General features: G+C 72.4%; 17 protein-coding genes and 5 pseudogenes. 10 read left to right on the plus strand and 12 right to left on the minus strand.

Features of this window, described 5'->3' with window-relative positions; all coding sequences use genetic code 11:
* Positions 1-785: pseudogene (locus tag JM949_RS17825) on the plus strand (TOMM precursor leader peptide-binding protein); the annotation flags it as partial.
* Positions 782-2,128 carry an ABC1 kinase family protein gene (locus tag JM949_RS17830; RefSeq protein ID WP_203149562.1) on the plus strand — a complete coding sequence of 449 codons (1,347 nt, stop codon included), beginning with the start codon at positions 782-784 and terminating at the stop codon, positions 2,126-2,128. The pseudogene JM949_RS17825 and the gene JM949_RS17830, both read left to right, overlap by 4 nt.
* Before the next feature lie 293 nt (positions 2,129-2,421).
* Here JM949_RS17830 and JM949_RS17835 read toward each other — a convergent pair whose 3' ends face one another.
* The 3 genes and pseudogenes from JM949_RS17835 to JM949_RS17845 all read right to left on the minus strand — a co-directional run bounded on the left by JM949_RS17835 (position 2,422) and on the right by JM949_RS17845 (position 5,452).
* A complete protein-coding gene (locus JM949_RS17835) occupies positions 2,422-2,787 on the minus strand; it encodes a WhiB family transcriptional regulator (RefSeq protein WP_203149563.1) in 366 nt (121 codons plus the stop codon).
* A 130-nt stretch (positions 2,788-2,917) separates the two neighbouring features.
* Positions 2,918-3,166, minus strand: coding sequence for a hypothetical protein (locus tag JM949_RS17840; protein WP_203149564.1), 249 nt, complete (start codon positions 3,164-3,166; stop codon positions 2,918-2,920).
* A gap of 122 nt (positions 3,167-3,288) precedes the next feature.
* A pseudogene (locus JM949_RS17845) lies at positions 3,289-5,452 on the minus strand (ATP-dependent DNA helicase UvrD2).
* A gap of 92 nt (positions 5,453-5,544) precedes the next feature.
* Between JM949_RS17845 and JM949_RS17850 the strand changes: the two are divergent.
* On the plus strand, positions 5,545-5,787 hold the full coding sequence (locus JM949_RS17850) for a mycoredoxin (protein WP_203149565.1): 243 nt from the start codon (positions 5,545-5,547) through the stop codon (positions 5,785-5,787).
* A gap of 62 nt (positions 5,788-5,849) precedes the next feature.
* On the opposite strand, the pseudogene JM949_RS17855 reads toward JM949_RS17850, so the two are convergent.
* Positions 5,850-7,148, minus strand: a pseudogene (locus JM949_RS17855) (MFS transporter); the annotation flags it as partial.
* A 214-nt stretch (positions 7,149-7,362) separates the two neighbouring features.
* On the opposite strand from JM949_RS17855, the gene JM949_RS17860 reads away from it, so the two are divergent.
* The 3 genes from JM949_RS17860 to JM949_RS17870 all read left to right on the plus strand — a co-directional run bounded on the left by JM949_RS17860 (position 7,363) and on the right by JM949_RS17870 (position 9,146).
* Positions 7,363-8,343, plus strand: a complete 981-nt coding sequence (locus tag JM949_RS17860) for a helix-turn-helix domain-containing protein (protein ID WP_203149566.1) — start codon at positions 7,363-7,365, stop codon at positions 8,341-8,343.
* Positions 8,344-8,418: 75 nt separating this feature from the next.
* Positions 8,419-8,658 (plus strand): DUF397 domain-containing protein, encoded by a 240-nt coding sequence (locus JM949_RS17865; protein WP_203149567.1) that lies wholly within the window; start codon positions 8,419-8,421, stop codon positions 8,656-8,658.
* Between the two features lie 212 nt (positions 8,659-8,870).
* Positions 8,871-9,146: a hypothetical protein gene (locus tag JM949_RS17870; protein ID WP_203149568.1), complete on the plus strand. Its 276-nt coding sequence runs from the start codon at positions 8,871-8,873 to the stop codon at positions 9,144-9,146.
* 126 nt (positions 9,147-9,272) lie between these two features.
* On the opposite strand, the gene nudC is transcribed toward JM949_RS17870, so the two are convergent.
* The 3 genes and pseudogenes from nudC to JM949_RS17885 form a co-directional block, all read right to left on the minus strand.
* Entirely contained in the window at positions 9,273-10,232 is a 960-nt protein-coding gene (gene nudC / locus JM949_RS17875; RefSeq protein ID WP_203149569.1) for an NAD(+) diphosphatase, read from the minus strand.
* A 64-nt stretch (positions 10,233-10,296) separates the two neighbouring features.
* Positions 10,297-11,638, minus strand: a pseudogene (locus JM949_RS17880) (M16 family metallopeptidase).
* Positions 11,639-11,752: 114 nt separating this feature from the next.
* Positions 11,753-13,063 (minus strand): M16 family metallopeptidase, encoded by a 1,311-nt coding sequence (locus JM949_RS17885; RefSeq protein ID WP_203149570.1) that lies wholly within the window; start codon positions 13,061-13,063, stop codon positions 11,753-11,755.
* A gap of 345 nt (positions 13,064-13,408) precedes the next feature.
* Between JM949_RS17885 and JM949_RS17890 the strand changes: the two genes are divergently transcribed.
* The 4 genes from JM949_RS17890 to JM949_RS17905 are packed head-to-tail and all read left to right on the plus strand — an operon-like array spanning position 13,409 to position 16,565.
* Positions 13,409-14,473: an ABC transporter substrate-binding protein gene (locus JM949_RS17890; RefSeq protein ID WP_203149571.1), complete on the plus strand. Its 1,065-nt coding sequence runs from the start codon at positions 13,409-13,411 to the stop codon at positions 14,471-14,473.
* Positions 14,470-15,249: an ABC transporter ATP-binding protein gene (locus JM949_RS17895; RefSeq protein WP_203149572.1), complete on the plus strand. Its 780-nt coding sequence runs from the start codon at positions 14,470-14,472 to the stop codon at positions 15,247-15,249. The genes JM949_RS17890 and JM949_RS17895 overlap by 4 nt, the downstream gene beginning before the upstream one ends.
* Positions 15,239-16,123: an ABC transporter permease gene (locus JM949_RS17900; RefSeq protein ID WP_203149573.1), complete on the plus strand. Its 885-nt coding sequence runs from the start codon at positions 15,239-15,241 to the stop codon at positions 16,121-16,123. Before JM949_RS17895 ends, JM949_RS17900 begins: the two co-directional genes overlap by 11 nt.
* Before the next feature lies 1 nt (position 16,124).
* Positions 16,125-16,565 carry an RrF2 family transcriptional regulator gene (locus JM949_RS17905; RefSeq protein WP_203149574.1) on the plus strand — a complete coding sequence of 147 codons (441 nt, stop codon included), beginning with the start codon at positions 16,125-16,127 and terminating at the stop codon, positions 16,563-16,565.
* Positions 16,566-16,669: 104 nt separating this feature from the next.
* On the opposite strand, the gene JM949_RS17910 is transcribed toward JM949_RS17905, so the two are convergent.
* The 5 genes and pseudogenes from JM949_RS17910 to JM949_RS17930 all read right to left on the minus strand — a co-directional run.
* The gene (locus JM949_RS17910; protein WP_203149575.1) at positions 16,670-16,870 is read right to left on the minus strand and encodes a hypothetical protein; all 201 of its coding nucleotides are present in this window, start codon (positions 16,868-16,870) and stop codon (positions 16,670-16,672) included.
* A 257-nt stretch (positions 16,871-17,127) separates the two neighbouring features.
* Positions 17,128-18,441, minus strand: coding sequence for a DEAD/DEAH box helicase (locus tag JM949_RS17915; RefSeq protein ID WP_203149576.1), 1,314 nt, complete (start codon positions 18,439-18,441; stop codon positions 17,128-17,130).
* A 223-nt stretch (positions 18,442-18,664) separates the two neighbouring features.
* Positions 18,665-18,868, minus strand: a complete 204-nt coding sequence (gene cspE, locus JM949_RS17920) for a transcription antiterminator/RNA stability regulator CspE (protein ID WP_101369720.1) — start codon at positions 18,866-18,868, stop codon at positions 18,665-18,667.
* 227 nt (positions 18,869-19,095) lie between these two features.
* Positions 19,096-22,503: pseudogene (locus JM949_RS17925) on the minus strand (ATP-dependent helicase).
* A 117-nt stretch (positions 22,504-22,620) separates the two neighbouring features.
* The coding region (locus JM949_RS17930; RefSeq protein WP_203149577.1) for a RecB family exonuclease at positions 22,621-23,526 on the minus strand (906 nt) is incomplete at its 5' end.

Raw genomic sequence — 23,526 nt, forward strand, 5'->3', positions numbered from 1 at the left:
GGCCGGCGCGCTGGCCCTGGCCGCCGCGCGGCTGCCCGGCACCCCCGCGCAGGTCCTGCGTCGGCGGCGGGTCGCCAGGGTCCTGCTCACCGGTGCCGGGGCGCTCGGCGCGGCGCTGACGGTGGCGCTCGCCCAGGCCGGTGTCGGACAGGTGGTTCCCCAGCTCACCGGCCCGGTACGCCCCGTCGACCTGGTCGGCACGGGCATCCCCGCCACCGAACTGGGCCGCCCGCTGACACCGGCGGTGCGAGCCGCGGTCGACAGTGCCGCACCGGGCACCAGCACCCGTCCGGGCCGGGTCGGGCGAGCGGATTTGGTGATCCAGCTCGGCACGGACCGGCGCCCGCGCTGCTCGCGGCGGGTTTCGCCCAGCGCCGCCAGCCGCACCTGCTGGTCACGGTGCGCGAGGGCGTACCGGTCGTCGGGCCGCTGGTCCGCCCGCCCGCCGGACCCTGCCTGCACTGCGTCGAGCTGCACCGGGCCGATCGCGACCCGGACTGGCCGCGGCTCGCCGCCCAACTGGCCGCCGCCGACCCGGCGTCCGCCGGTGCGACCGGCACCTTGCTCGCCGCCACCGGGTACGCGCTGGCCGAGGCGCTGACGCAGCTCGACGGAGGTCAGCCGGAGACCTGGGCGGGGCCATGGAGATCACCGCTGCCGGTCGTTTCCGGCGGCGAGGTTGGCCGCCACACCCGGCGTGTGGGTGCGCACCAGGCGGGGTGTCCGCACCAGCCCGGCCGCAGAGCAGCAGCGGGGCCCTCCGGTCGGTAACAATGACCGGGTGACCGACATCCCGCGCCGCGCCGTGTCCCGCACCGCCAAGCTCGCCGCCCTGCCGCTCGGCTTCGCTGGCCGGACCGTGCTCGGGATGGGAAAGCGCGTCACCGGGCTCGCCTCCGACGTGATCTCCGCGGAGATTCAGCAGCGCACCGCCGAGCAGCTGTTCAGCGTGCTGGGCCAGCTCAAGGGCGGGGCGATGAAGTTCGGCCAGGCACTGTCGGTCTTTGAGGCGGCGTTGCCCGAGGAGATCGCCGCGCCCTACCGTCAGGCGCTCACGAAGCTTCAGGAGGCGGCGCCACCGTTGCCGGCGGCCAGCGTGCACAAGGTGCTGGTGGAACAGCTCGGCCCCGACTGGCGGGAGCTGTTCGTCGAGTTCAACGACACCCCGGCCGCCGCCGCGAGCATCGGCCAGGTGCACCGGGCACGGTGGCGCGAGCCGGGGTTCGACGAGTCGGGCGCGCCGAACAGCCGCGACGTGGCTGTCAAGATCCAGTATCCGGGGGCGGGCGACGCGCTGCTCGCCGACCTCAAGCAGCTCTCCCGGCTGGGCGGGATGTTCCGAGCCATCCAGCCCGGTCTGGACGTCAAGCCGCTCCTGGTCGAGCTGCGCGAACGGATCACCGAGGAGTTGGACTACGAGCTGGAGGCCGAGTCGCAGCGCACCTTCGCGGCCGCGTACGCCGACGACCCGGAGATCTACATCCCGGCTGTGGTGCACGCCGCGCCCCGGGTGTTGGTCACCGAATGGGTGACGGGCACCCCGCTCGCCGACATCATCCGCGACGGCACCGAGGAGGATCGGGACGAGGCCGGCCGGTTGATGGCCACCCTGCACCTCTCCGCACCGCAGCGGGCCGGGCTGCTGCACGCCGACCCGCACCCGGGGAATTTCCGGCTGCTGCCCGACGGCCGGCTCGGGGTGATCGACTTTGGTGCGGTGGCCCGGATGCCGGAGGGCACGCCGGAGCCGATCGGTCGCATCGCCGCGCTCGCCCTGCGGGGCGACGCGGACGAGGTGGTGGCCGGGCTGCGTTCGGAGGGGTTCATCGGCGCGACCGAGGAGATCGACGCCGAGGGGGTGCTCGACTTCATCCGTCCCATGCTGGAGCCCATCGCGGCGGACGGCTTCCGGTTCAGCCGGGCCTGGCTGCGGGCCGAGGCGGGCCGACTGGCCAGCCCGCGCTCCCCCACGTACCAGCTGAGCAGGCAACTCAACCTGCCACCGTCGTACCTGCTGATCCACCGGGTGACGCTCGGATCGATCGGGGTGCTCTGCCAGTTGGAGGCGAAGGCCCCGTACCGCAGCATCCTGGAGCGCTGGCTGCCGGGCTTCGCCCCGATCGCCTGAGCACGTCAAGAGGGGCGGGTGCCGGTCGGCACCCGCCCCTCCGCGTGGAGTGTTACTAGAGAACGCCCAGGTCGCGGGCCGCCTGGCTGCGGCTCTTCATGGCGACGGTACGGGCGGATCGGGCTGCCTCAGTGCTCGTGGTGGTACGACCGGCCTGAGGCCGGCGCATTCGAGCCCGGGTCAACGCTTCGTGGAGTAGTTGCATCTCAAAGGCTCCACTCGGAACGTTCAACATCGTCTTCTCACTCACTGCCGGTGTGTCACCGGCGTAGTTGGTACGGGTCGGGAACATGTCAGGCTGCCAGCCGGACCGCGCCACGCACCTCGGACAGCCCACTGGCGGCCAGGCGCGCCTCGGCTTCGACACGAAGCGCGGCGTCACGAGCGACGTCCTCCTTACGCGGACGGCCACGGGGCCGCTTACGCGGGACAACCGCGCCACGCTCGAAGATCTCGCCACCCCAGACGCCCCACGGCTCCGCTCGCTCAACGGCTCCGGCCAGGCACTCGACGCGCAGCGGGCAGTCCCCGCAAAGCGACTTGGCCAGCTCGAGCTCGGCAGGCGAGTCGGAGAACCACAGGTCGGGGTCGAACTTCCGGCAGGGCAGGTTCGCCTCCAGCTCGACGCTCATGTCGAGGGGGGCCAACGCCAGACTCATCTCCCGGTCACCTCTCTCTCACTTCGATCTCGTGGATCGCATTCCGACGTACTTACGGCGGGCAAAAAACTGAGGCCGCGGATCCCGGTAAGCGGGTTCCGCGGCCTCGAGGTGAGCCGGTGTCTGATGGTCAGACCGGTCTACCTCGAGGTGGAACGCCGCGGACATCCATGCGCTTCTTGGCGAGCTGGATGCCATTGCCCGTGGAGCCACTGGTCCCCTCGACTCCGGTGGGCGCGACGGTCAGGATCAGCTCGGCCTGAACCTGGTGCACCTGCGGAACCGACGGTCGTGCAGCCGTGAGGGCCACCCGGACAGCCGACAGCGGAGCGTGGACAGACGGCACTGCCGTCAGACGCTCATAGGTGAAGATCTTCACGGTGGCCACCTCCCTCACGTTCCTCGAATCGACTGGACCAACCCCCGTGAGCAGCCGGAATGGCGCCGCTCGCGTGGTGTGTTCTGAGGCTATTCCTCGCGCCGGGGCGAGGGCAAACGAATTTACGACGAGATTTCGAAAGTTTTCTCCGGGCAGACGTCGTCCACCCCCGCACCCGCCACGAGCGCCAGCACCGACTCCCCGTAGAGCCCCACCTTGCGGGGCCCGATACCGGCGATGGCGATCAGCTCCTCGGGCCGACCCGGACGCCGCTCCGCCAGCGCGATCAGCGTCGCGTCGGTGAAGACCACGTACGCCGGCACCTTCTGCGCGCCGGCCACCCGCTGCCGCCACTCGCGCAACCGTTCGTGCAGCTCATCGTCGATATCGGACGGGCAGGTGGGGCAGCGGCCGAGCTTCCGGTCCGGCCCGGCGAGCAGGGTGGCGCCGCAGATCCGGCAGGAGACGATCTGGGTCCGACGCCGCTCCGGCCGGCGGGCCGGACCGGTGCCACCGGCGGCCCGTTCGGTGCCGCCGGAGCGGTCGAGTTGGGGCAGGAACCGCGACGCCGTCGGGCCCGTCCGCCCGGCGAGCGTGCGGCGGCGTACGACAGCCAGAGCCACTCCCGGGCCCGGGTGATCCCGACGTAGAGCAGCCGACGCTCCTCCTCGACCTGCTCAACGGTCTTCGCGTAGCTGGTGGGCAGGGTGCCCTCGGCGAGGCCGACCAGGAAGACCGCGTCCCACTCCAACCCCTTGGCCGAGTGCAACGACGCCAACGTCACCCCGTCCACCGTGGGGACGTGCTGCTGGGCGGCCCGGCGGGCCAGCTCCTCGGTGAAGTCGGTGAGGGTGACCGGGCGTTCCACCGAGGCGGCCTCGCCGATCGGCACCACCTCGGGAGTGGCCGCGTACTCCTCGGCGAGCTGGACCAGCGCGGACAGCGCCTCCCACCGCTCGCGCGCGGCGCCACCGGCCGGGGCGCGTCCGGGGCCCAGCCGACGGCGGTGAGCGCCTCGACGACGGCGGTCGGCAGCGGGGTCTCGCCGGGGATGGACCGGGTGGCGCTGCGCAGCGCGACCATTGCCTGGCGGACCTCGGCCCGTTCGAAGAACCGCTCGGCACCCTGCACGACGTACGGCACCGCGGCCTCGGTGAGCGCCTTCTCGTACGCCTCGGACTGCGCGTTGACGCGGAACAGCACGGCGATCTCCTTCGCCGGGGTGCCCGCATCGATCAGCGACCGGCAGCGGGCGGCCACCGCGTTCGCCTCCGCCGGCTCGTCGGTGAAGATCCGCAGGTCCGGTGCCGGTCCCGGGGGGCGCTGCCCGATCAGCTCCAGCCGCAGCCGCGCCTCGGCCCCCCGGGCCTGGGAGATCACCGCGTTGGCCAGCCCGACCACCTGCGGGGTGGAGCGGTAGTCGCGGACCAGCCGGACCACTGTGGCCCGCCGGTGCCGGCGCGGGAAGTCGGCCAGGTACGCCGAGGTCGCCCCGGTGAACGAGTAGATCGTCTGGCTGGCGTCACCGACCACTGTCAGGTCGTCCCGGCCGCCCAGCCAGGCGTCCAGCAACCGCTGCTGGAGCGGGTTGACGTCCTGGTACTCGTCGACCACGAAGTGTCGGTACTGGCCCCGGACCTGCTCGCCGACGTCCGGGTGCTCCTCGATGCCCCACACCGCGGCCCGCAGCATGTCCTCGAAGTCGATCACGCCGTTGGAGCGTTTGAGCTGCTCGTACGCGGTGAACACCTCGGCCACCTTGGCCGGCTCGTGCGGGGTGTCGCGCAGCGCCCGGGCCGCGGCCACCACGTAGTCGGTCGGCTCGACCAGCGAGGACTTCGCCCACTCGATCTCGCCGGCCAGGTCGCGCGCGGCGGCCCGGTCGGCGCGCAGGCCGACCCGGGCCGCGGCGAGGGTGACCAGTCGCACCTTGCTGTCCAGCAGCTCGGGCATGGCGCGGCCGGCCAGCAGTCGGGGCGCGAAGTACCGCACCTGCCGCAGCGCTGCCGCGTGGAAGGTCCGCGCCTGGACACCTTGCGCCCCGAGCAGAGTGAGACGGTGTCGCATCTCGGCGGCGGCGCGGGCGGTGAAGGTGACCGCGAGCACGTGCCGTGGGGAAATCTCCCCGGAGAGCGCCCGGTGGGCGATTCGGGAGGTGATCGCCCGGGTCTTGCCGGTGCCGGCGCCGGCCAGAATGCAGACTGGGCCGGCGGGTGCCGTCACCGCGGCGCGTTGCTCCGGGTCCAGCCCGGCGAGCACCTGTTCCGACGCTGAGTGAACCACCACAACCAGGAATCATCTCAGCTCCCCCCAGCGTTGCAGCGAACAGCCTCGGCTTGATCCGCAAGCCACGGCCGGAGGAGTTGGAGGATCCGAGGATGCTGACGATGTATTCCACCCCCTGGTGCGGCTACTGCCACCGGCTGAAGTCGCAGCTCGACCGGGAGGGCATCGGGTACGACGTGGTCGACATCGAGCAGGACCCGGACGCCGCGGAGTTCGTGATGAGCGTCAACGGCGGTAACCAGACGGTGCCGACGCTGCGTTTCGCGGACGGCAGCGCTCTGACGAATCCCTCGATCACCCAGGTCAAGCAGCACCTGGAGACCCTCAGCGCCTGATTCACCGGTTCACTCTCGACGAGCGGCCGCCCCACCCGGGGCGGCCGCTCGTCGCGTCCCGGGCCGGTGCCCGTGGCGGCGGTCGGTGAGGGCTGGTCGTACCGGTTGGTCGGTGTCCTCGGCCGGTCGCCGGGGTGCCGGAAGCGTCGGGCGGGTGGGTGCCGTCGGGGGGCGGGCACCGGACGCGGGCTCAGGTGCCGACCCCGCCAGAGGTAGCTGCCGGCGGCCAGCGTGGCCACCCCGACCAGGGCGAACAGCACCCGGTAGTCCAGGAAGCCGACCAGCAGGGCGCCCGCCCCGATGGAGAACGCCTGCGGCCCGCTGACCACCGCCTGGGTGGCCGCGGCGACCCGGCCGACCAGCGGGGGTGGGGTCCGGCGCTGGATCAGCGTGTGCAGCCCCACCATCGTCAGCGGGAGCGAGACGCCGGCCAGCAGCACCGCCGCGAACCCGAGCCGCAGATCCGGGTACGCGAGCGCGAGCGCGGCCGGGGAGAAGAAGGCGACCCCGGCGGCCAGTGTGCCGACCTCCCCGAGCCGGCGGACCAGCGTCGCCGAGCAGAGCCCACCGAGCAGCCCGCCCACACCCTGCACGGTGACCAGCACGCCCACGAAGGCCGCGTCCCGGTTCAGCCCCTGGTCGACGTAGGCGAAGATCAGCGACTCGCTGAAGCCCATCACCAGTGACCCGAGTCCGTAGCCGAGCAGGGCCCGGCGTAGCGCCGGTTCGCCGGCCAGGTGCCGCAGGCCCGCGCCCAGCTCGGCCGGCCACCGCAGCCGGGTGGCCGGGGGCACCTGTCGCGGGCTGGGCAGCGCGGTCACCACGGCCGCCGCGGTCAGAAATCCGACCATGCCGATCCCGGTCAGCGCCCAGCCGCCGAGGGCGGCGTAGAGCGCCGCGCCCACCAGCGGACCGACCAGTCGTATCCCCTGGCGTACGGTCTGCAGCACGCCGTTCGCCTCGGCCAGCAACTCGATCGGCACCAACTCCCGGATCAGCCCGCTGAGCGCCGCGCCGAGCGTGATCGACGACAGTCCGTACAGGGCGGCGACCAGGTAGACGACCCAGACGTCGCCCGCGTCGCGGACGGCGAACAGCGGGGCCAGCAGGACGGCGGTCAGCACGTTCGCGGCCACGAAGAACGGCCGGCGCGGGTACCTGTCGACGAACCAGCCGACCAGCGGCGCGAGCGTCATCGGCGCGATGACGGCGAAGATCGTGGCGCCGGCCAAGCCATCCGAGCCGGTCAGATCCTTTACCCAGATGGCGAGGGCGAGCAGCAGGATCGACTCGGCGGTCATGCTGGCCAGCAGACCACCGAAGAGCAGGCGGAAGTCGGGGCGGCGCAGGATCGTGCGCATGGGTCCCTCCGGCGGGATGGCCTGCCCGGGTGGGCGAGGTCGACGGGCCGCGACCGCGGGTCCGTCATCTTCCGGCATTCCCGTGGTCCGATTTTCGCAAGACACGCCCCCGCCGGAACCTCCGACACCGGTCGCGCCGTCCATACTGACCGTGGGGGGCGAATTTCATACAGTTACCGTCGCGTCTGCGGCGGTCGACGGGAAAGAGGACACTGTGCCTCCTGCCGCACCCAGCCCGATCATGCGTCGTCGCCGGTTGGGCATCGAGCTGCGCCGCCTACGGGAAGCTGCGGGTCTCACCGGCGACCAGGTCATCGAGCGTATCGGTTGGGCGTCCGCGTCCAAACTGTCTCGTTTGGAGAACGGCCGCAGCCGACCGGACCCACAGGACGTCGGCGACCTGCTCGAGCTGTACGGCGCCGACAAGGCGCTGCACGACGAGTTGCTCGGCATCACCAACGAGGCCGGCGACATGCGCGGCTGGCTGAAGAACTTCCCGGTCATGACGCAGCAGCAGCGCAGCTGGGCCGAGCTGGAAGCGGGCTGCGCGGAGATCTCCGAGTACAACCCGGTGCTGGTGCCGGGCCTGTTGCAGACCCCCGGGTACGCCCAGGTGCGGATCGTCTCCGCCCGCCAGGTGGCCGAGGGCGCGGGCGAGCCGGAGCCCGGTGACGAGCCGGAGACCGAGGTGCAGGCGCGGCTGGCCCGCCAGTCACTGCTGACCCGGGAGCCGTACCCGCCCCGCTACACCGCAGTGCTCGAGGAGGCGGCCCTCGGCCGTCGGGCCGGGCCACCCGAGGTGCTGCACGAGCAACTGCTGCAACTCTGCGAGTTGGCTCTGCTACCCAACGTGAACCTACACGTGTTGCTCCGGGATACTCAGGTCGGAAATTGGTACCTTCCGCCGACTGCGTTCTCGGTCTATCGGTTCGCCGATCCCCTCGATCCGGAGACGCTCGCCATCGAAGGTGGCTTCACCGACGTCATGTCGACCGAGTCAATCACGCTAAATCGCTATAAAGTGGTGTTCGAGTGGCTATGCACGGCGGCACTTAACGCCTCGGACACCCTCTCCTGGCTGATCGAGGCGACGGGACGGCTGACCGAGGCGGTGCCCCCATCCACAGTGGCGTTCGGGCCGGCAACGGCGCCGACCCAACGCCGCCGTGACTCGGGGCGACTGACGGAACGGTGATCCACGGGGGCCCATCCGTCGGGGCGTGCGGCACCACTCGTCCCATCGGATCGGTTGCACACCAGGAGCAGAACCATGAACGACATCCGCAACACGCCGTCCGTCTCCGCCCAGTCGTTGGCGGACGCCCCGTGGCGTACCAGCACACGTAGCCAGACCTCCAACTGTGTGGAGGTCGCCCCACTCGCCACCGGCCCGTCGGCGGTCGCCCTGCGCGACAGCAAGGACCGGGGTGGCGCCGTGCTGCTGTTCAACCGCGCGGGATGGCTGGGCTTCCTCACCGGAGCCAAGAAGGGTCAGTTCGATCTGAACTGATTCGGTGACTGGTACGGGGCCGTCGGCGCACTGCCGGCGGCCCCGTCGCGTTGGGCGTCGCCGACCCTGTGAGCAGCCATCCGCTGATCGGACGAGGCTCGAAACCGATAGGCGCGTTTCAGTTGCTGGGACGAACACGGGGCGTAACATGGCCCACGAGTGCGTGGAACTTCCACACTGGCTCATCCGTCGCGGTTCATCCGGAGACCCACATGCGGTTCCTGATCGTTCGCACCGACATCCGCTCCGTCGCTGACGGGGACATCGCCGCCGCCTGGGCGGACGGCCACCGACTTCGCGACGAGACGACCACGCCCGAGCCGAGGCGGCAGACAGTGCACGCCGAGGACCGGGACGCCGCACTGCTGTTGGCCCGCGCCCTGGCCACGGTCGGCGCGGTCCGCGCCGGCAAACAACGGGTCAAGGTCCTGCCGCTGCACGAGCCCCGACCCGCCCTCCGACCCAGACCGGGCCGCACCGGCCCCTGATCCACCGGACGTCCGTCGTGGTCGGACCGGCTCCCCCGCCGCGTTCACCGCACCCGCCGACCACGACGGCCCGTGTTCCCGGCCCGTGACCGCCGCGGCAACGGCGGCCACGGGTCGGGACCGTGCTCAACGGTCGGCGTCCACCCAGCCGTCCAACCAGCGGTGGATGAGGAACAGCGCGATCGACGACGGAGGCGGCAGGATCAGTCGGGCTCCGTCGCCCACGTCCACCGTCCGCCCGGCCAACGCCGCCCCGATCTCCAGGCGGGTGAACCACCGCGCGTACGCGATCTCGGAGGGGTCGACCCGCACCGGCTCGGTCGGATTCGCGGTGGCCAGGAAACCAAGCATCAGCGAGCCGGGGAACGGCCACGCCTGGCTGCCCACGTACCCGATCCGCTCGACCCCGATGCCCACCTCCTCGCGCACCTCGCGCAGCACGGCCGCCTCCGCCGACTCCCCCGGCTCCACGTAGCCGGCCAGGCAGGAGTAGCGGCGACCGTCCGGGGTGCCCGGCCAGCTGGCGTTGTTGCCGAGCAGACAGCGCCCGTCCGGGCCGTCCACACCGTCGTGCACCAGCACGATCATCGCCGGGTCGGTGCGCGGCCAGATCCGTCCACCGTTGCGGTCCACCCGGGACCAGCCGGCCTCGTCCATCGCTGTCGGCGCGCCGGTACTCGTCGAGTAACCGTGTCGGGTGTGCCAGTTGACCAGCGCGAGCGCGGTGGTGAAGATGCCCGCCTCCCGGTCGGCGAGCAGGTGGCCCACCTCGCGCAGGTTGACCTTCCTGGTCCCCGGCACCACCGGCAGCGGCGCGTCGACAGCGAAGACCGGCACTCCGTCCGGCTCGACACCGAGGAACATCGCCGTCGACTCGGACCCGGCCGGCACGTCACCCGGCCCGAACAGCACCAACGTCGGCGGCGACGCGTCGGTACGGGCCAGCGTCCGACCCTGGTCGGTCGAGTCGAGCAGCAGCACCCGGGCCCGCAACCACGCCTCGGTCAACCACTGGGCGTCACCCCGTCGGTGTGCCGCCCGGTCCAGCGTGGACCGCGCCAACGGCGGTGCCGCCTCCCCACTCACGCCCGCGCTCCGCTACCAGCGCCGGTCTCCGACGGCCCGCCGCTCAACCCCATGGCTCGCTCGCTCACGCCAGCGGCTCGGTCTGGACCGTGGTCAGCGCGGCCAGCCCCGGGGTGATCCGCTCCGCGTCGCCGAGCACCACGACCGCCGCCCGAGCAGGCGCCAGGTAGCGCGCCGCGGCCTGCGCGACGTCGTCGATTGTCGCCTCCGCCAACCTGGCCGCGTACTCGGCGAGGAAGTCCAGGCGCAGGCCGTTGCCCGCGTACGCGCTGGTCAACGCCGCCAACCCGGCCTGGGTGGACATGCCGAGCTGGAGCGTGCCCAGGGCGTACTGACGGGCCTGCTCCAGCTCGTCGGGCTTCGGCGGCAACGACGCCAACCGGCCCAGCTCGTACGTCGTCTCCAGCAGCGCCGGGCCGGTGACCTCGGTGGCCACGTCGGCGGCGGCGACCAGTACCGACCCGGCGACGGAGTGCTCGATCGACGAGTGCGGGCCGTACGTGTAGCCCTTGTCCTCGCGGATGTTCTCCACCCAACGGGAGGAGAAGTAGCCACCGAAGATCAGGTTGGCCAGTTGCAGCGGGGCGTGGTCCGGGTCGGTGCGGGACACCGCCGGAAGCGCGATCCGCAGCGAGGACTGCACCGAGCCCGGCCGGTCGACAAGCAGCAGCGGCCCCGGCTCCAGCGCCGGGGTCGCCGGCAGCTCGGCCACCCGCCCCGCACCGGACCAGCCGCCGAGCGCCCGCTCGGCGCGTCCAGCGCGCGCTCCGGCTGCACGTCGCCGACCAGCACCAACTGCGCGCCGGCCGGATGGACCCGCTCGGCGTGCAGGGTACGCAGCGCCGCCGGGCGGACGGCCCGGATCTGACCGGGCTCCGGGGTCTGCGTCGCGTACGGGTGCCGGCCGTAGACGCGCTTCAGCAGCGCCTCCCGGGCCAGGTGCGCCGGCTGGCTCTGCGCCACCTGGATCCGTCGACCAGCCGGTCCCGCTCGGTGGCCACCTCGTCGCCGGGATAGCTGGCGCTGGTCAGCACCTCGGCCAGCAGCTCCAGCATCCGGTCCAGGCCGGTGACCAGGCCGGCCCCGGAGAGCATCAGCCGGTCCGGGTCGACACCCGCGGAGAGCCCGCCGCCCACCTTCTGCAACTCGGCGGCGATCTGCACGCTGGACATCGACTCGGTGCCAGAGAGCATGGTCTGCGACAGCATCGCGCCGCGGGCCAGGTGCACCCGGCCGAACGGCACCCAGAGCCGCAGCTCGACCAGGGGCACGGCGGGACGGCGCACGGCGATCACGGTGAGACCGTTGCGCAGCGTGCGCTCGGCCTGCTTGGGCACCTTGAGCTTGCGGGTCGGACCGAGCGGCGGCAGCGTACGCGGTCCAGCCGAAGCGGTGGTGGTCGTCACTGCGTCACCTCCGTTCGCGACTGCGGGGCTCGCAAAACCGGCTCACTCCTCGCGCTCACCTGGCCACCTTCGTTCGCGACTGCGGGGCTCGCAAAACCGGCTCACTCCTCGCGCTCACCTGGCACCTCCGGCAATGACCTCGATCGCGGCCCGGCGTTCCGGGCGCACTGTGGCCGCGGCGGCCCGGACCTGCTCCTCGGTGACCTCGCCGACCAACCGGGGCAGCTCGTTGAGCAGGCCCGGCTCGCCTCGTTGCTGCTCCAGCACGGCCATCCGCAGCGCCCGACCGAGCACCGCGTCGGTGTCCCGCAGCAGGTGGGTCGCCATCCGGGCCTGGGTGCGGGCCAGCTCACCCTCGGTCAGCCCGTCGGTGGCCAGCCGGTCCAACTCCTCGTCAATGGTGCGCAGCACCTTGTCCACGTCACCGCCGGGCGGCAGGTGCGCCTGCAACAGCAGCGCGGTCGGGTCCCGGACGTCGAAGGGGTCACCCATGAAGCCGAGGTACCCGCCCAGGCTGGTCACCGTCCGGTCGCGCTGCACCAGGCGCTCGACCAGCCGTGACGCGTCACCGTCGGTGAGCACCTCGGCCAGCACCACGTAGGGCAGGTAACCGGCGAAGTCGGCGACCGGGTCGGGCACGCGCCAGGCGCCGGCCACCGCCGGCAGGGGTGCCAGCGGGTCCGTGTACGAGGTGCGTCGCTCGGCGCTCAGGTCGGGCTCGGTGAAGTCGGGCCGCTGCGGTGCCGGCCGGGCCGGCACGTCGCCGAAGTGCCGGGTGACCAGCTCGGTCGCCTCGGCCACGTCGATGTCGCCGCTGACCGCCAGCACGGCGTTGCCGCTGGCGTAGTAGCGACGGAAGAAGTCCGCGGCGTCGGCGACGGTCGCCGACTCCAGGTCGTCGAAGGAGCCGTAGCCGTCGTGCGCGTTCGGGAAGGTGTCGAACATGACCGGCGGCAGGGTCAGCCAGGGAAAGCCGCCGTACGGTCGGTTGAGGACGTTGACCCGGATCTCCTCCTTGACCACGTCGACCTGGTTGCGCAGGTTCTCCTCGGTCAGCCGGGGGCCGCGCATCCGGTCCGCCTCCAGGAACAGCGCGCGTTCCAACGCGTTGCTCGGCAGCGTCTCGAAGTAGTCGGTGTAGTCCAGGTGGGTGGAGCCGTTGAAGGTGCCACCCGCGCCCTGCACGTGCCGGAAGTGGGCGAGCTTCTCCAGGTTCTCCGAGCCCTGGAACATCAGGTGCTCGAAGAGGTGGGCGAAGCCGGTCCGCCCCTCCGGCTCCGATCGGATGCCGACGTCGTACACCACCGCCACCCCGATCACCGGGGCGCTGCGATCGGGGGTGAGCACCACCCGCAGGCCGTTGTCGAGGGTGAACCGCTCGACCGGATACTTCGTCGCTGGAATTCTGGATCTCCGCGCCGCCACGGAGTCGACCCTAGCGCGTCGACCCGGCCGCCACCCGCGACCTTCCCTCAGCCGCCGCGACCGGGGCCGTCACCTGGGGTGCCGAGTCCATCCGGTGGAACCTGGCCGGGGTCCCGCTCCCGGCCCATCCCGGCCAACAGCCGGTCAGCCAGCGGCCCACGGCGGCACCTTGCCGGGCCGAGGCGAGGAGGTGCGGGCCGAACGCCGGTTACTCTAGCAAGCTGGTAGGAAATACCGACATAACTGAGACGCGCTATCCCGCCATATGGATGGGCCTTGACGCTGCCCGGAGGCTGGCCCAGTCTTCCTACCAACTAAGTAGGAATACTGCGGATTGGACGGACGATGAGACGGCTCCCTCTGCGCCGACTGGTCACCCTGGCCACCCTCGCCACCCTCGGCGCGGCAACCCTGGGCAGCACCGCCGCGTGCGGCGACGACAGCGCGGGCGCGGGCGGCGACGCCGGCCCGGTGACGCTGCGCCTCGGCTACTTCCCCAACATCACCCACGCGCCGGCGGTGGTCGGCGTGGAGAAGGGCATCTTCGCGGAGAAGCTCGGCAGCGACGTCAAGCTGGACCCGAAGACCTTCAACGCCGGTCCGGCCGCCATCGAGGCGGTCTTCTCCGGCGCGCTGGACGCCACCTACATCGGCCCGAACCCGACCGTCAACGCGTTCTCCAAGTCCAGGGGCGAAGCCGTCCGGGTCATCTCCGGCGCGGCCTCCGGCGGCGTCGCGCTGGTGGTGAAGCCCGGCATCAACGGCCCCCAGGATCTCAGGGGCAAGAAGGTCGCCACCCCGCAGCTGGGCAACACCCAGGACGTGGCGATCCGGTACTGGCTCAAGCAGCAGGGGCTGACCACCACCAAGGAGGGCGGCGGCGACGTCAAGATCGTGCCGCAGGAGAACGCCCAGACGGTCGAGACGTTCAACAGCGGCGCGATCGACGGCGCCTGGGTGCCCGAGCCGTTCGTCTCCCGCCTGGTCAACGCCGGCGGCAAGGTGCTTGTCGACGAGCGCGACCTGTGGCCGGACCGGAAGTTCGTCATCACCAACCTGCTGGTCAGCACCAAGTTCCTCAAGGCGCACCCGGACGTGGTGCAGAAGCTGGTCGACGGCCAGGTGGCCGCCAACGAGTTCGTCAACACCAAGCCGGACGAGGCACAGCAGGCCATCTCCGCCGCGATCGGCAAAATCACCGGCAAGCCGCTGGACCTGAAGCTGATCAAGCAGGCGTGGCCGACGTTGGAGTTCACCAACGACCCGATCGCGACCTCGCTCAAGGCCGGCCTCGACCACGCCGTCGAGGTCAAACTGACCGAGCCCGTCGACCTCAAGGGCCTGTACGACCTGACGTACCTCAACAAGGCCCTCAAGGCCGCCGGCAAGTCCGAGGTCGTCCAGCCATGACGTCGACCACGACGACGCCGCGGAGCGCGACCACCTCGGTCGCGCTCTCCGGGGTGACCAAGGTGTACGGGCGTGGGGCGAGCGCCGTCCTGGCCCTGGACGGTGTGTCGCTGGACGTCGCGCCCGGCGAGTTCGTCTGCCTGGTCGGCGCGTCCGGGTGCGGCAAGAGCACCCTGCTCAACCTGGTGGCCGGGCTGGACCGGGTCAGCGCTGGGCAGATCACGCTTGCCGGTGACGCCAACCCGGGCCTGATGTTCCAGGAGCCGGCGCTCTTTCCGTGGCTGACCGTCGAGGCCAACGTGGAGGTGCCCCTCAAGCTGCGCGGGCTGCCCCGCGCCGAGCGGCGCGAGCGGGTCGCCGAGTTGCTGCGGACGGTGCACCTGGCCGACTTCGGCCGCAAGCGTCCGCACGAACTCTCCGGCGGGATGCGGCAGCGGGTCGCACTGGCCCGCACGCTGGCCCTGGACACTCCGGTGCTGCTGATGGACGAGCCGTTCGGCGCGCTGGACGCGATGACCCGGGACATCCTGCACGACGAGCTGGAACGGATCTGGTCCGAGCGCAAGCTGTCGGTGCTCTTCGTGACCCACAACGTCCGCGAGGCGGCCCGGCTGGCCGACCGGATCATCCTGCTCTCCAGCCGACCCGGCCGGATCATCTACTCCACCGAGGTGAACATCCAGCGCCCTCGTCGGATCGACTCCCCCGAGGTCGCCGCCATCGCCGCCGAGGTCACCGAGCGGCTCCGTACGGAGGTGGGCCGCCATGGCCAGTGACACCCTGACCAGCTCGGCGCGTACCGACGCGGAGATCACCGGCCTCGACGCGCTGGAGATCGCCGGCCGGGACAAGGAGGTCTCCCGGGGCGCCCGGATCTGGGCGGCCACCTGGCCCAAGCTCGCCGCGCTGGCCATCGCCATCGCCGCCTGGCAGCTCGTGGTCCTCTCCGGCTGGAAGCCGCCGTGCTCGCTGCCCGGGCCGCTGGAGGTCGGCCGCGAGCTGGTGGCCCAGGCCCAGGGCCCGCAGCTCTGGGAGGGCCTGCTCACCACGCTGCGCCGGGCCGCCGTCGGGTACGTCTTCTCGGTCGCCGTCGGCCTGCTGCTGGGCCTCGCGGTGGCCCGGTCCACGGTGCTGCGCGCCGCCATCGGCTCGATGATCACCGCGTTGCAGACCATGCCGTCGATCGCCTGGTTCCCGCTGGCCATCCTGCTCTTCGAACTGAGCGAAAAGGCGATCTTCTTCGTGGTGGTGCTCGGCGCGGCGCCGTCCATCGCCAACGGGGTGATCTCCGGTGTCGACTACGTGCCGCCGCTGCTGCTGCGCGCCGGCCGCAACCTGGGGGCCCGGGGGCTCAACCTCTACCGGTACGTCATCGCACCGGCCGCCCTGCCGGCGATCGTCGCCGGCCTCAAGCAGGGGTGGGCGTTCTCCTGGCGCAGCCTGATGGCCGGTGAGCTGCTCGTGGTCGGCATCTCGCAGACCTCGCTCGGCGCCCAGCTCACCTACTCCCGCGAGTTGTCCGACGCGCCCTGGCTGCTCTCCACCATGATCGTCATCCTGGTGCTCGGCCTGGTCGTGGACGCCGCGTTCGGCGCGGCGGACAAGGCGATCCGACGCCGCTGGGGTGTGCTGGACCAGGCTGGTCAGTGACGTGTTCGTCTCCGCGCGCAGCGACTACGCGCTCCGGGCGATGCTCGCCGTCGCCGCCGCCCGCGCCGGTGGCGACGGCGACAACGGCGGCGAGGTGGTGAAGGCCGCCAGCCTGGCCGAGGTGCAGGACATCCCGCTCAGCTTCCTGCAGGGCATCCTGCTCGACCTACGCCGAGCCGGCCTGCTGCACAGCCATCGCGGCGCGGACGGCGGCTACGCGTTGACCCGGCCACCCGAGGAGATCACCGTCGGGGACGTGCTGCGCGCGGTGGCCGGCTCGCTCACCACGGTGCGCGGTCTGCCGGCCGAGCGGGCCGGTTACCACGGGGTGGCCGCCGGCCTGACGGACGTCTGGCTGGCGGTGCACGGGGCGATCGCCACGGTGGTCGACCGCACCACCCTGGCCGACCTGCTCACCCGGACCTCCGCCCCCACCACCTGAACGGCGGTGGCGATGTGGTCGGGTCGGTGCCCCGCCGACCCGACCACATCTCGTACCGACCCCTGACCGGGCCTGCCCCTTCGCCGGCATCGGTCGGTCGCTGCTCAGCCCTGATGTGCGACAGCCGGGCCGGAGCCCGCGTCGCCGGGGCTGTGCAACTCCACCAGCCCGGCGGGATCGTTGCCCGCCGGGGAGCCGTGCCAGGGTGCGAAGGCTGCGACCATGGCGAGCAACAACCCGGCCAGCGCGACCGCGACCACCAGGATCAGTTCGCGCAGTGCGCCCGAGCCGGCTTCGCCCGCCATGGTCACCCCTCCCGCGCCGGGCCCCCCGCCCGACGTCCCCCGTCGGTCAGCTTCGACCACGGCCAACGCCGACACAGTCGGCCAGCCGACCAAGGCGAGGCTGATTACCGACTTGGCTGAGGGAGCCGTGCGGCGGGGATGCCTGACCGGTCGGCGTGGCTGGTGCACCGCACGGGCAGCCCAACGGCGCAAAGGACCCCACAGACACCACCGACCCGCCCCGCCGGAGCGGAACGGGTCGGTCGAGGCGCGGAGAATCAGACGGTACGCGGGCGCCGCGGGCGGCGGGACCGGCCCGACGCACGGTGCGCCGGACGGGCGCCACCGTCAGTGCTCGCGCCGCCTGCGGCACGAGCACGAGGAGCGGGAGCCTGCGGCGCGACGATGGTCACCGGCACGCCGGACGGTTCACGGGCACCGGTCACCCGGACCAGCGCCGCGTCATCGGAGCGCACCTGGACCGACTCCGGTCGGATGCCCGCGGTGGCCATCAGTCGGGAAACGTCCCGGCGCTGCTCCGGCAGGACCAGGGTGACCACCGTGCCGGACTCACCGGCCCGGGCGGTACGACCACCCCGGTGCAGGTAGTCCTTCGCCTCGGTCGGCGGGTCCACGTTGACCACCATGTCCAGGCCATCCACGTGGATGCCGCGGGCCGCCACGTCGGTGGCGACCAGAGCGGTCACCTGACCGTTGCGGAACTGCTCCAGGATGCGGGTGCGCTGCGGCTGGGACTTGCCACCGTGCAGCGCGGCCGCGCGTACCCCCTTGGCCAGCAGTTGGCGCGCGAGCCGGTCGGCGCGGTGCTTGGTGCCCATGAACAGGATGGTGCGGCCCTCACGGGCGGCGATCCGGGTCAGCGCGTCGGGCTTGTCCAGCGCGTCGACGTGCAGCACGTGGTGGGTCATCGCGGTCACCGTGGCGGTGCCCGGGTCCACCGAGTGGGTGACCGGGCTGCTGAGGAAGCGGCGGACCAGCCGGTCCACCCCGCCGTCCAGGGTGGCGGAGAAGAGCATCCGCTGCCCCTGCGGCGCGACCTGCTCCAGCAACTTGGTGACCTGCGGCAGGAAACCCATGTCGGCCATCTGGTCGGCCTCGTCCAGCACGGTGATCTCAACCTGGTCGAGCCGGGCGTCACCACGGTTGATCAGGTCGTGCAGCCGGCCGGGGGTCGCCACGACCACCTCGGCACCGGCGCGAAGCGCGTCCGCCTGCCGCTGCAACGACAGCCCGCCGACGACGGTGGCGCAGCGCAGCCCGACGGCGCGGGCGTACGGGGCGAGCGCGGTGGTGACCTGCTGGGCCAACTCGCGGGTCGGCACCAGCACCAGGGCGAGCGGGCGACCCGGCCGGGCCTTCCGGCCGGCGGTGCGGGACAGCAGCGGAAGCCCGAAGGCGAGGGTCTTGCCGGAGCCGGTACGACCCCGGCCCAGCACGTCCCGGCCCGCGAGCGAGTCGGGCAGCGTCGCCGTCTGGATCGGGAACGGCTCGTTGATGCCCTGCGCGGTCAGCGCGGTGAGCAGCGCCGGCGCCAAGCCGGTAAGAGCAAAAGACGGAATAACTGTGGTCATGCGGAAGCCTTCCTCGACGCGGAACGTGTCGAGGGAGGGCGCCGAAGTCGGCGCTGTCAACCGGCGGCGCAGGGCAGCCAGGACTCACAAGCACGAACCGATTGGAGTACGGGCCGGCCCGCCGCCGGGCCGCCGCCTGCGTACGCAGGCGGCGGCGGGGCGGGCCGGTCCCGTCACCGTCACACCCGGAGGGCGCGACAGGTAATGCTGACCGATCCGAAGATCAGATCGGGCGGATGTTCTCCGCCTGCGGGCCCTTCTGGCCCTGGGTCACCTCGAACTCGACCCGCTGGTTCTCGTCCAGGCTCCGGTAGCCGGAGGACTGGATCGCCGAGAAGTGGGCGAAGACGTCAGCGCCGCCGCCGTCCGGGGTGATGAAGCCGAAGCCCTTGTCAGCGTTGAACCACTTCACGGTGCCAATAGCCATGTGTTTCGTCTCCTTGACGGAACGTCGGACGCGCACTTGTTGCGTGCCCGAAGAGGAGCGCTCCGCGCGGGGATGCGCGAATCGCCTGTCGCTTCTGGTCGCCCCGCCCGGAGAACTCCGGACACAACAAAGAGCGCCTGGGGCCACAATTCCCGCCAGGCGCACACAGAGTCTCTGGTAACCAAAACTGCAACCCGGTCAACCTACCACGGTTTTCCCCGGAGCGGTCAAGAGTGGGCGGAATCCTCGGGCAACTGGGCGATCATGGCGGTGAGCCCCGTCACGTCCAACAGGTCGGCTGGTCGGACCGTCACCCCGTGCCGGACGTAGTGGAACGCCGCGCCCACCCGGTCGACCGGCACGCCGGCCAGCTCCGCCCAGGCCAGCCGGTACACGGCCAACTGCACGGCGGCCACCTCCGCCGCCGCCCCGGTCGGCTGCGCGCCGGTCTTCCAGTCGACCACGTCGAACCGTCCGCCCGGCCGGGCGAAGACCGCATCCATCCGCCCCCGCACCACCACTCCGGCGATCACAGTGGCGAACGGCACCTCCACCTCCACCGGTACCCGGTCGGCCCACTCGCTGGCCAGGAACCGCTCCTGAAGCTCGACCAGCGCCTCGTCGGGCGCGGCATCGGCGTCGGCCGCACCCGGCAGCTCGTCCAGGTCCAGCAGCCGGTCGGCACCGAAGCGCTGCTCCAACCAGGTGTGGAAGGCGGTGCCCCGGCGGGCGTACGGGTTGGGCTCGACCGGCACCGGACGACGCAGCGTACGGGCCAGCGCCGCCGGATCGCGCCGCAACGCGACCAGCTGGGTGACGCTCAACTGCCCGGGCAGCGACACCTCGACCGCGCCGGAGAGCCGGGTCAGCTCGGCCCGCTCGGCGAGCAGCAGGTCCGCCTCGCGCTGCCAGCGCGTCACCACCGGGTCCACCTCCGGCTCGACCGCCGCGCCGTCCGACGCCACCGGACCGCTCACCGCCACCGGGCCGGCGAGCACCGCGGCCGGCGTCGGTCATCAGGCGACGCACCAAGCCGGCCGCCTCGGCCAGCGCCGGCCGGCGGCCCCCCAACGGATCGGCCGGCCACTCCGCGCGGAGCACCACCTCGGCCGTGGGATTCGTCGCATCCGGGGTCGGCTCCGGTGCCCACGCGTCGACCAGGTGCCCCGGCCCGCCGTCCAGGCAGGCGTCGTACACCTCACGCAGGAAGACCGACGGACCTCGCGGTCGCTTCGTGCCCTCCCCCCACCAGTAACCGGAGCAGAGCAGCAGCCGGCGCGGTCTGGTGACCGCGACGTACGTCAGCCGGCGCTCCTCCCGCTCGTCGTGGGCCCGCCACGCGTCGGTGAAGTCGGTGACCGCCCGAGCCACCGCCCGCTGGTCCGCCGCCTCGTCGAGCGCCAGCTCGGGCAACCCGTCGGCGTCACCGCGCAACGGGAACGGCAGCACACCCAACCCGCCCAACCAGTGGTCGGAGTTGCGGACCGGCCCCGGCCACAGCCCACGGCTGAGCCCGGCCACCGCCACCACGTCCCATTCCAAGCCCTTGGCGGCGTGCGCGGTGACCACCTGCACCGCGCCCTCCACCACCTCGACCTCGCCGGGTGCCAGACCGCGCTCCTCGTCCTCGGCGGCGGCCAGGTAGGACAGGAAGCCGGACAGGGTCGCGCCGGGCGTCTCCCCGCTGAACCGGGCCGCCACGTCACCCAGCGCGTCCAGGTGACCCCGGGCCAGGCCCGCGTCGCCGGCGCCGTCCCGGCCGGCCCGCACCGCGACCTCCACGTCCAGGCCGATGGTCCGCTCGATGTCCGCGATCAGATCCGGTAGTGCCTGGTCCAGCCGGTACCGCAGCAGCGCCAACTCCCGGCCGTACGCGCGCAGCCGCGCGAAGCCCTCCGCCGAGTAGGTCTGCGCCGGCCCGAGATCGGCCAACGCCTCCACCAGGGTCGCCTCGTCCAACAGGTCCGGGCTGATCTCCCCGGCGTCGTCGGCGGCCACCTGACGGCGGGCGTTGGCGATGGCCCGGGCGCGCCGGTGCAACGCCACCAGGTCACGCGGCCCGATCCGCCAACGGGCGCCGGTGAGCAGCCGCAGCAACGCGGCGCCGTCGGTCGGGTCGGCCAACACCCGCAGGGTGCACACCACGTCGCGTACCTCGGGAGTGTCCAGCAGGCCACCCAGCCCGACCACCTCCACCGGGAGGCCCCGCTCGCGCAGCGCCGACTCGATCGCCGGAATCTGGCTGCGGACCCGGACCAGCACGGCGGTCGTCGGACGCTGCGCCACCGGAATGTGCTCGGGAGCCGCGCCCGGCATCCGGGCCGCCCCGCGCCAGGCGGCGAGCACGCTGTCCGCGATCCAGTCGGCCTCGTCGGCGTACGTGGGCAGCAGCGCGCAGTGCACTGTGCCACCGGCCGCGCCGCCCGGGCTGCGGTGCGGGATCGGGTCCAAGACGGTCAGCGCGGAACGCAGCTCCGGCACCTGGGCCCCGGCCGCCCGTAGCGGAGTGGACAGCGCGTTGGCCACCCGCAGGATCTCCGGGCGGTTACGCCAGCTCGTGGTGAGCCCGAGCGCCGGGGCCGGCTGCCGTCGGCACTGGCGAACTCGGTGGGGAACCGGTCCAGCGTGCCCGCGCTGGCCCCCCGCCAGCCGTAGATGGACTGGCACGGGTCACCGACCGCGGTGACCGGGTGCCCGCCGCCGAACAGCGCGTTGAGCAGCACCACCTGGGCGTGGCTGGTGTCCTGGTACTCGTCGAGCAACACCGCCCGGAAGCGGTCCCGTTCGATAGCGCCGACCCCCGGGTGGTCCCGGGCCACCCGGGCCGCCCGGGCGAGCTGGTCGGCGAAGTCCATCGCCTCGAAGTCCTCCTTGCGCCGGGCGTAGGCCCGCACCAACGGCAGCAGGCGCAACCGGGTCTGCTGGAGGGTGAGCGCCTTGCGCACGTCCGCGTACACCCGGCCCGGCCGGGCCTGCACCTCGGCGAAGAACCGCCCCGTCCAGGCCGCCAGCTGGTCCGGCGCGACCAGGTGCTCGTCCAGCTCCCCGGCGAGCGCCAGCACCGCGTCGGTGATGGTGCTCGGCATCCGGTCCACCTCGGACATGTCACCGTCGTAGTTGCGCACCAGCAGGTCGACCAGCTGCCAGCGGGACGCCTCGGTGAGCAGTCGGGTCGACGGCTCGTAGCCGGCCCGCAGCCCGTGCTCGGTGACGATCCGTCCCGCGTACGAGTGGTAGGTCGAGACGGTGGGTTCGCCCGCGAGCGGATCGTCCAGCGGGTCCCGGCCCTGTCGACCGAGGCGGCGGATCAGCTGGTCGAGTCGGGTGCGTACCCGGTGGGCCAGCTCACCGGCCGCCTTACGGGTGAAGGTCAGCCCGAGGATCTGCTCCGGCCGCACGTACGAGTTGGCCACCAGCCAGACCACCCGCGCGGCCATCGTCTCGGTCTTGCCCGACCCGGCGCCGGCGACGACAAGCAGCGGCTCCACCGGGGCGGCGATGATCGCGGCCTGTTCCCGGGTGGGCGCCGGCAACCGCAGCAGCTTGGCCAGCTCCACCGGCGTGTACCGGGGACCGGAGTCCGCACGTCGGGGCGTTGGCGCGGGACCCGCGCCGAACAGGGTGGGCTGGCTCACTGTGTCGCCTCAGTTCGCGACTGCGGGGCTCGCAAGCTCACTCCTCGCGCTCACGGTGTCATCTCAGTTCGCGACTGCGGGGCTCGCAAGCTCACTCCTCGCGCTCACGGTGTCGCCTCACTCCTCGCCGGCACTGGCGCGCCGGCTGACCGGCGGCTCGACGACCTGTCGCCCCTGCCCGGAGACCGGGCAGCTGGTGCGCACCGGGCAGACCCGGCACTTCGAGTTGGCCACCGCGGCGAACGTGGCGGCTGCCATCGTATCGGCGGTCCGGCGGACCAGCGCGGTCGCCCAACCGGCCGCCGGCCCCTCGTTCGCCGCCGGCTGGTTCTGCTCCCGGGCGTCCTTGGCGGAGGTGCCGAGCTGCACCAGCGCGGCACCTCCGGACTCGTCGCCGAACTCGGCGAACGCGCCCGCCTCCACCGCCGCCTGGTAGGCGCCGAGCTGCGGATGCTCGGCCAGGTCGCTGCCGGTGACAGCGGTGGACTTGCCGGTCTTCAAATCGATTACCACAAGCCGCCCGGCCTCGTCGACCTCCAGCCGGTCGACCCGACCGGTCAGGTCGACCGGTCGGTTCGGGTCGTCCAGGCGGACCGCGAACTCGTGCTCGATGGCGAGCAGCCGGCGCGGGTTGGTGGCCAGCCAGCGCAGCAGCTTGTCGACCATCGCCTCGGCGCGCTCCCGCTCCGGCCCGGCCATCCACCGGGCCGCCAGCTCGATCGCGTCGAACCGGGCGGCCACGTAGTCGAGCAGCGCGCCCCGGTCGGCGCTGGCGTCCTCGGCGAGCATCGCGGCGGCGTGCACCAGGTTGCCGACGCCCTGCGCCGTACTGGTCGGGCCGCTGCCGCCGTGCCGCTCCAACAACCACCGCAGGCTGCACCGCAGCGCGCTCTCCATCGCCGACGGGGTGACCCGGACCGGGTCCCCCTCGTCGACAAGCGGCCGGTCGTCGGAGAGCGCGCGCAACCCCCACCAGTCGTCGGGGTGCGCGCCGGGCACCCCGGCGGCGGCGAGCCGGGCCAG

This window comes from Micromonospora tarensis (assembly GCF_016803395.1).
Classification (GTDB): domain Bacteria; phylum Actinomycetota; class Actinomycetes; order Mycobacteriales; family Micromonosporaceae; genus Micromonospora; species Micromonospora tarensis.

Excerpts from the sequence above, each read along its gene's own strand:
- JM949_RS17835 (WP_203149563.1), bottom strand. The coding sequence starts at position 2,787 with ATGAGTCTGGCGTTGGCCCCCCTCGACATGAGCGTCGAGCTGGAGGCG.
- JM949_RS17850 (WP_203149565.1), top strand. The coding sequence starts at position 5,545 with ATGCTGACGATGTATTCCACCCCCTGGTGCGGCTACTGCCACCGGCTG.
- JM949_RS17865 (WP_203149567.1), top strand. The coding sequence starts at position 8,419 with ATGAACGACATCCGCAACACGCCGTCCGTCTCCGCCCAGTCGTTGGCG.
- JM949_RS17870 (WP_203149568.1), top strand. The coding sequence starts at position 8,871 with ATGCGGTTCCTGATCGTTCGCACCGACATCCGCTCCGTCGCTGACGGG.
- JM949_RS17890 (WP_203149571.1), top strand. The coding sequence starts at position 13,409 with ATGAGACGGCTCCCTCTGCGCCGACTGGTCACCCTGGCCACCCTCGCC.
- JM949_RS17895 (WP_203149572.1), top strand. The coding sequence starts at position 14,470 with ATGACGTCGACCACGACGACGCCGCGGAGCGCGACCACCTCGGTCGCG.
- JM949_RS17900 (WP_203149573.1), top strand. The coding sequence starts at position 15,239 with ATGGCCAGTGACACCCTGACCAGCTCGGCGCGTACCGACGCGGAGATC.
- JM949_RS17910 (WP_203149575.1), bottom strand. The coding sequence starts at position 16,870 with ATGGCGGGCGAAGCCGGCTCGGGCGCACTGCGCGAACTGATCCTGGTG.
- JM949_RS17915 (WP_203149576.1), bottom strand. The coding sequence starts at position 18,441 with ATGACCACAGTTATTCCGTCTTTTGCTCTTACCGGCTTGGCGCCGGCG.
- cspE (WP_101369720.1), bottom strand. The coding sequence starts at position 18,868 with ATGGCTATTGGCACCGTGAAGTGGTTCAACGCTGACAAGGGCTTCGGC.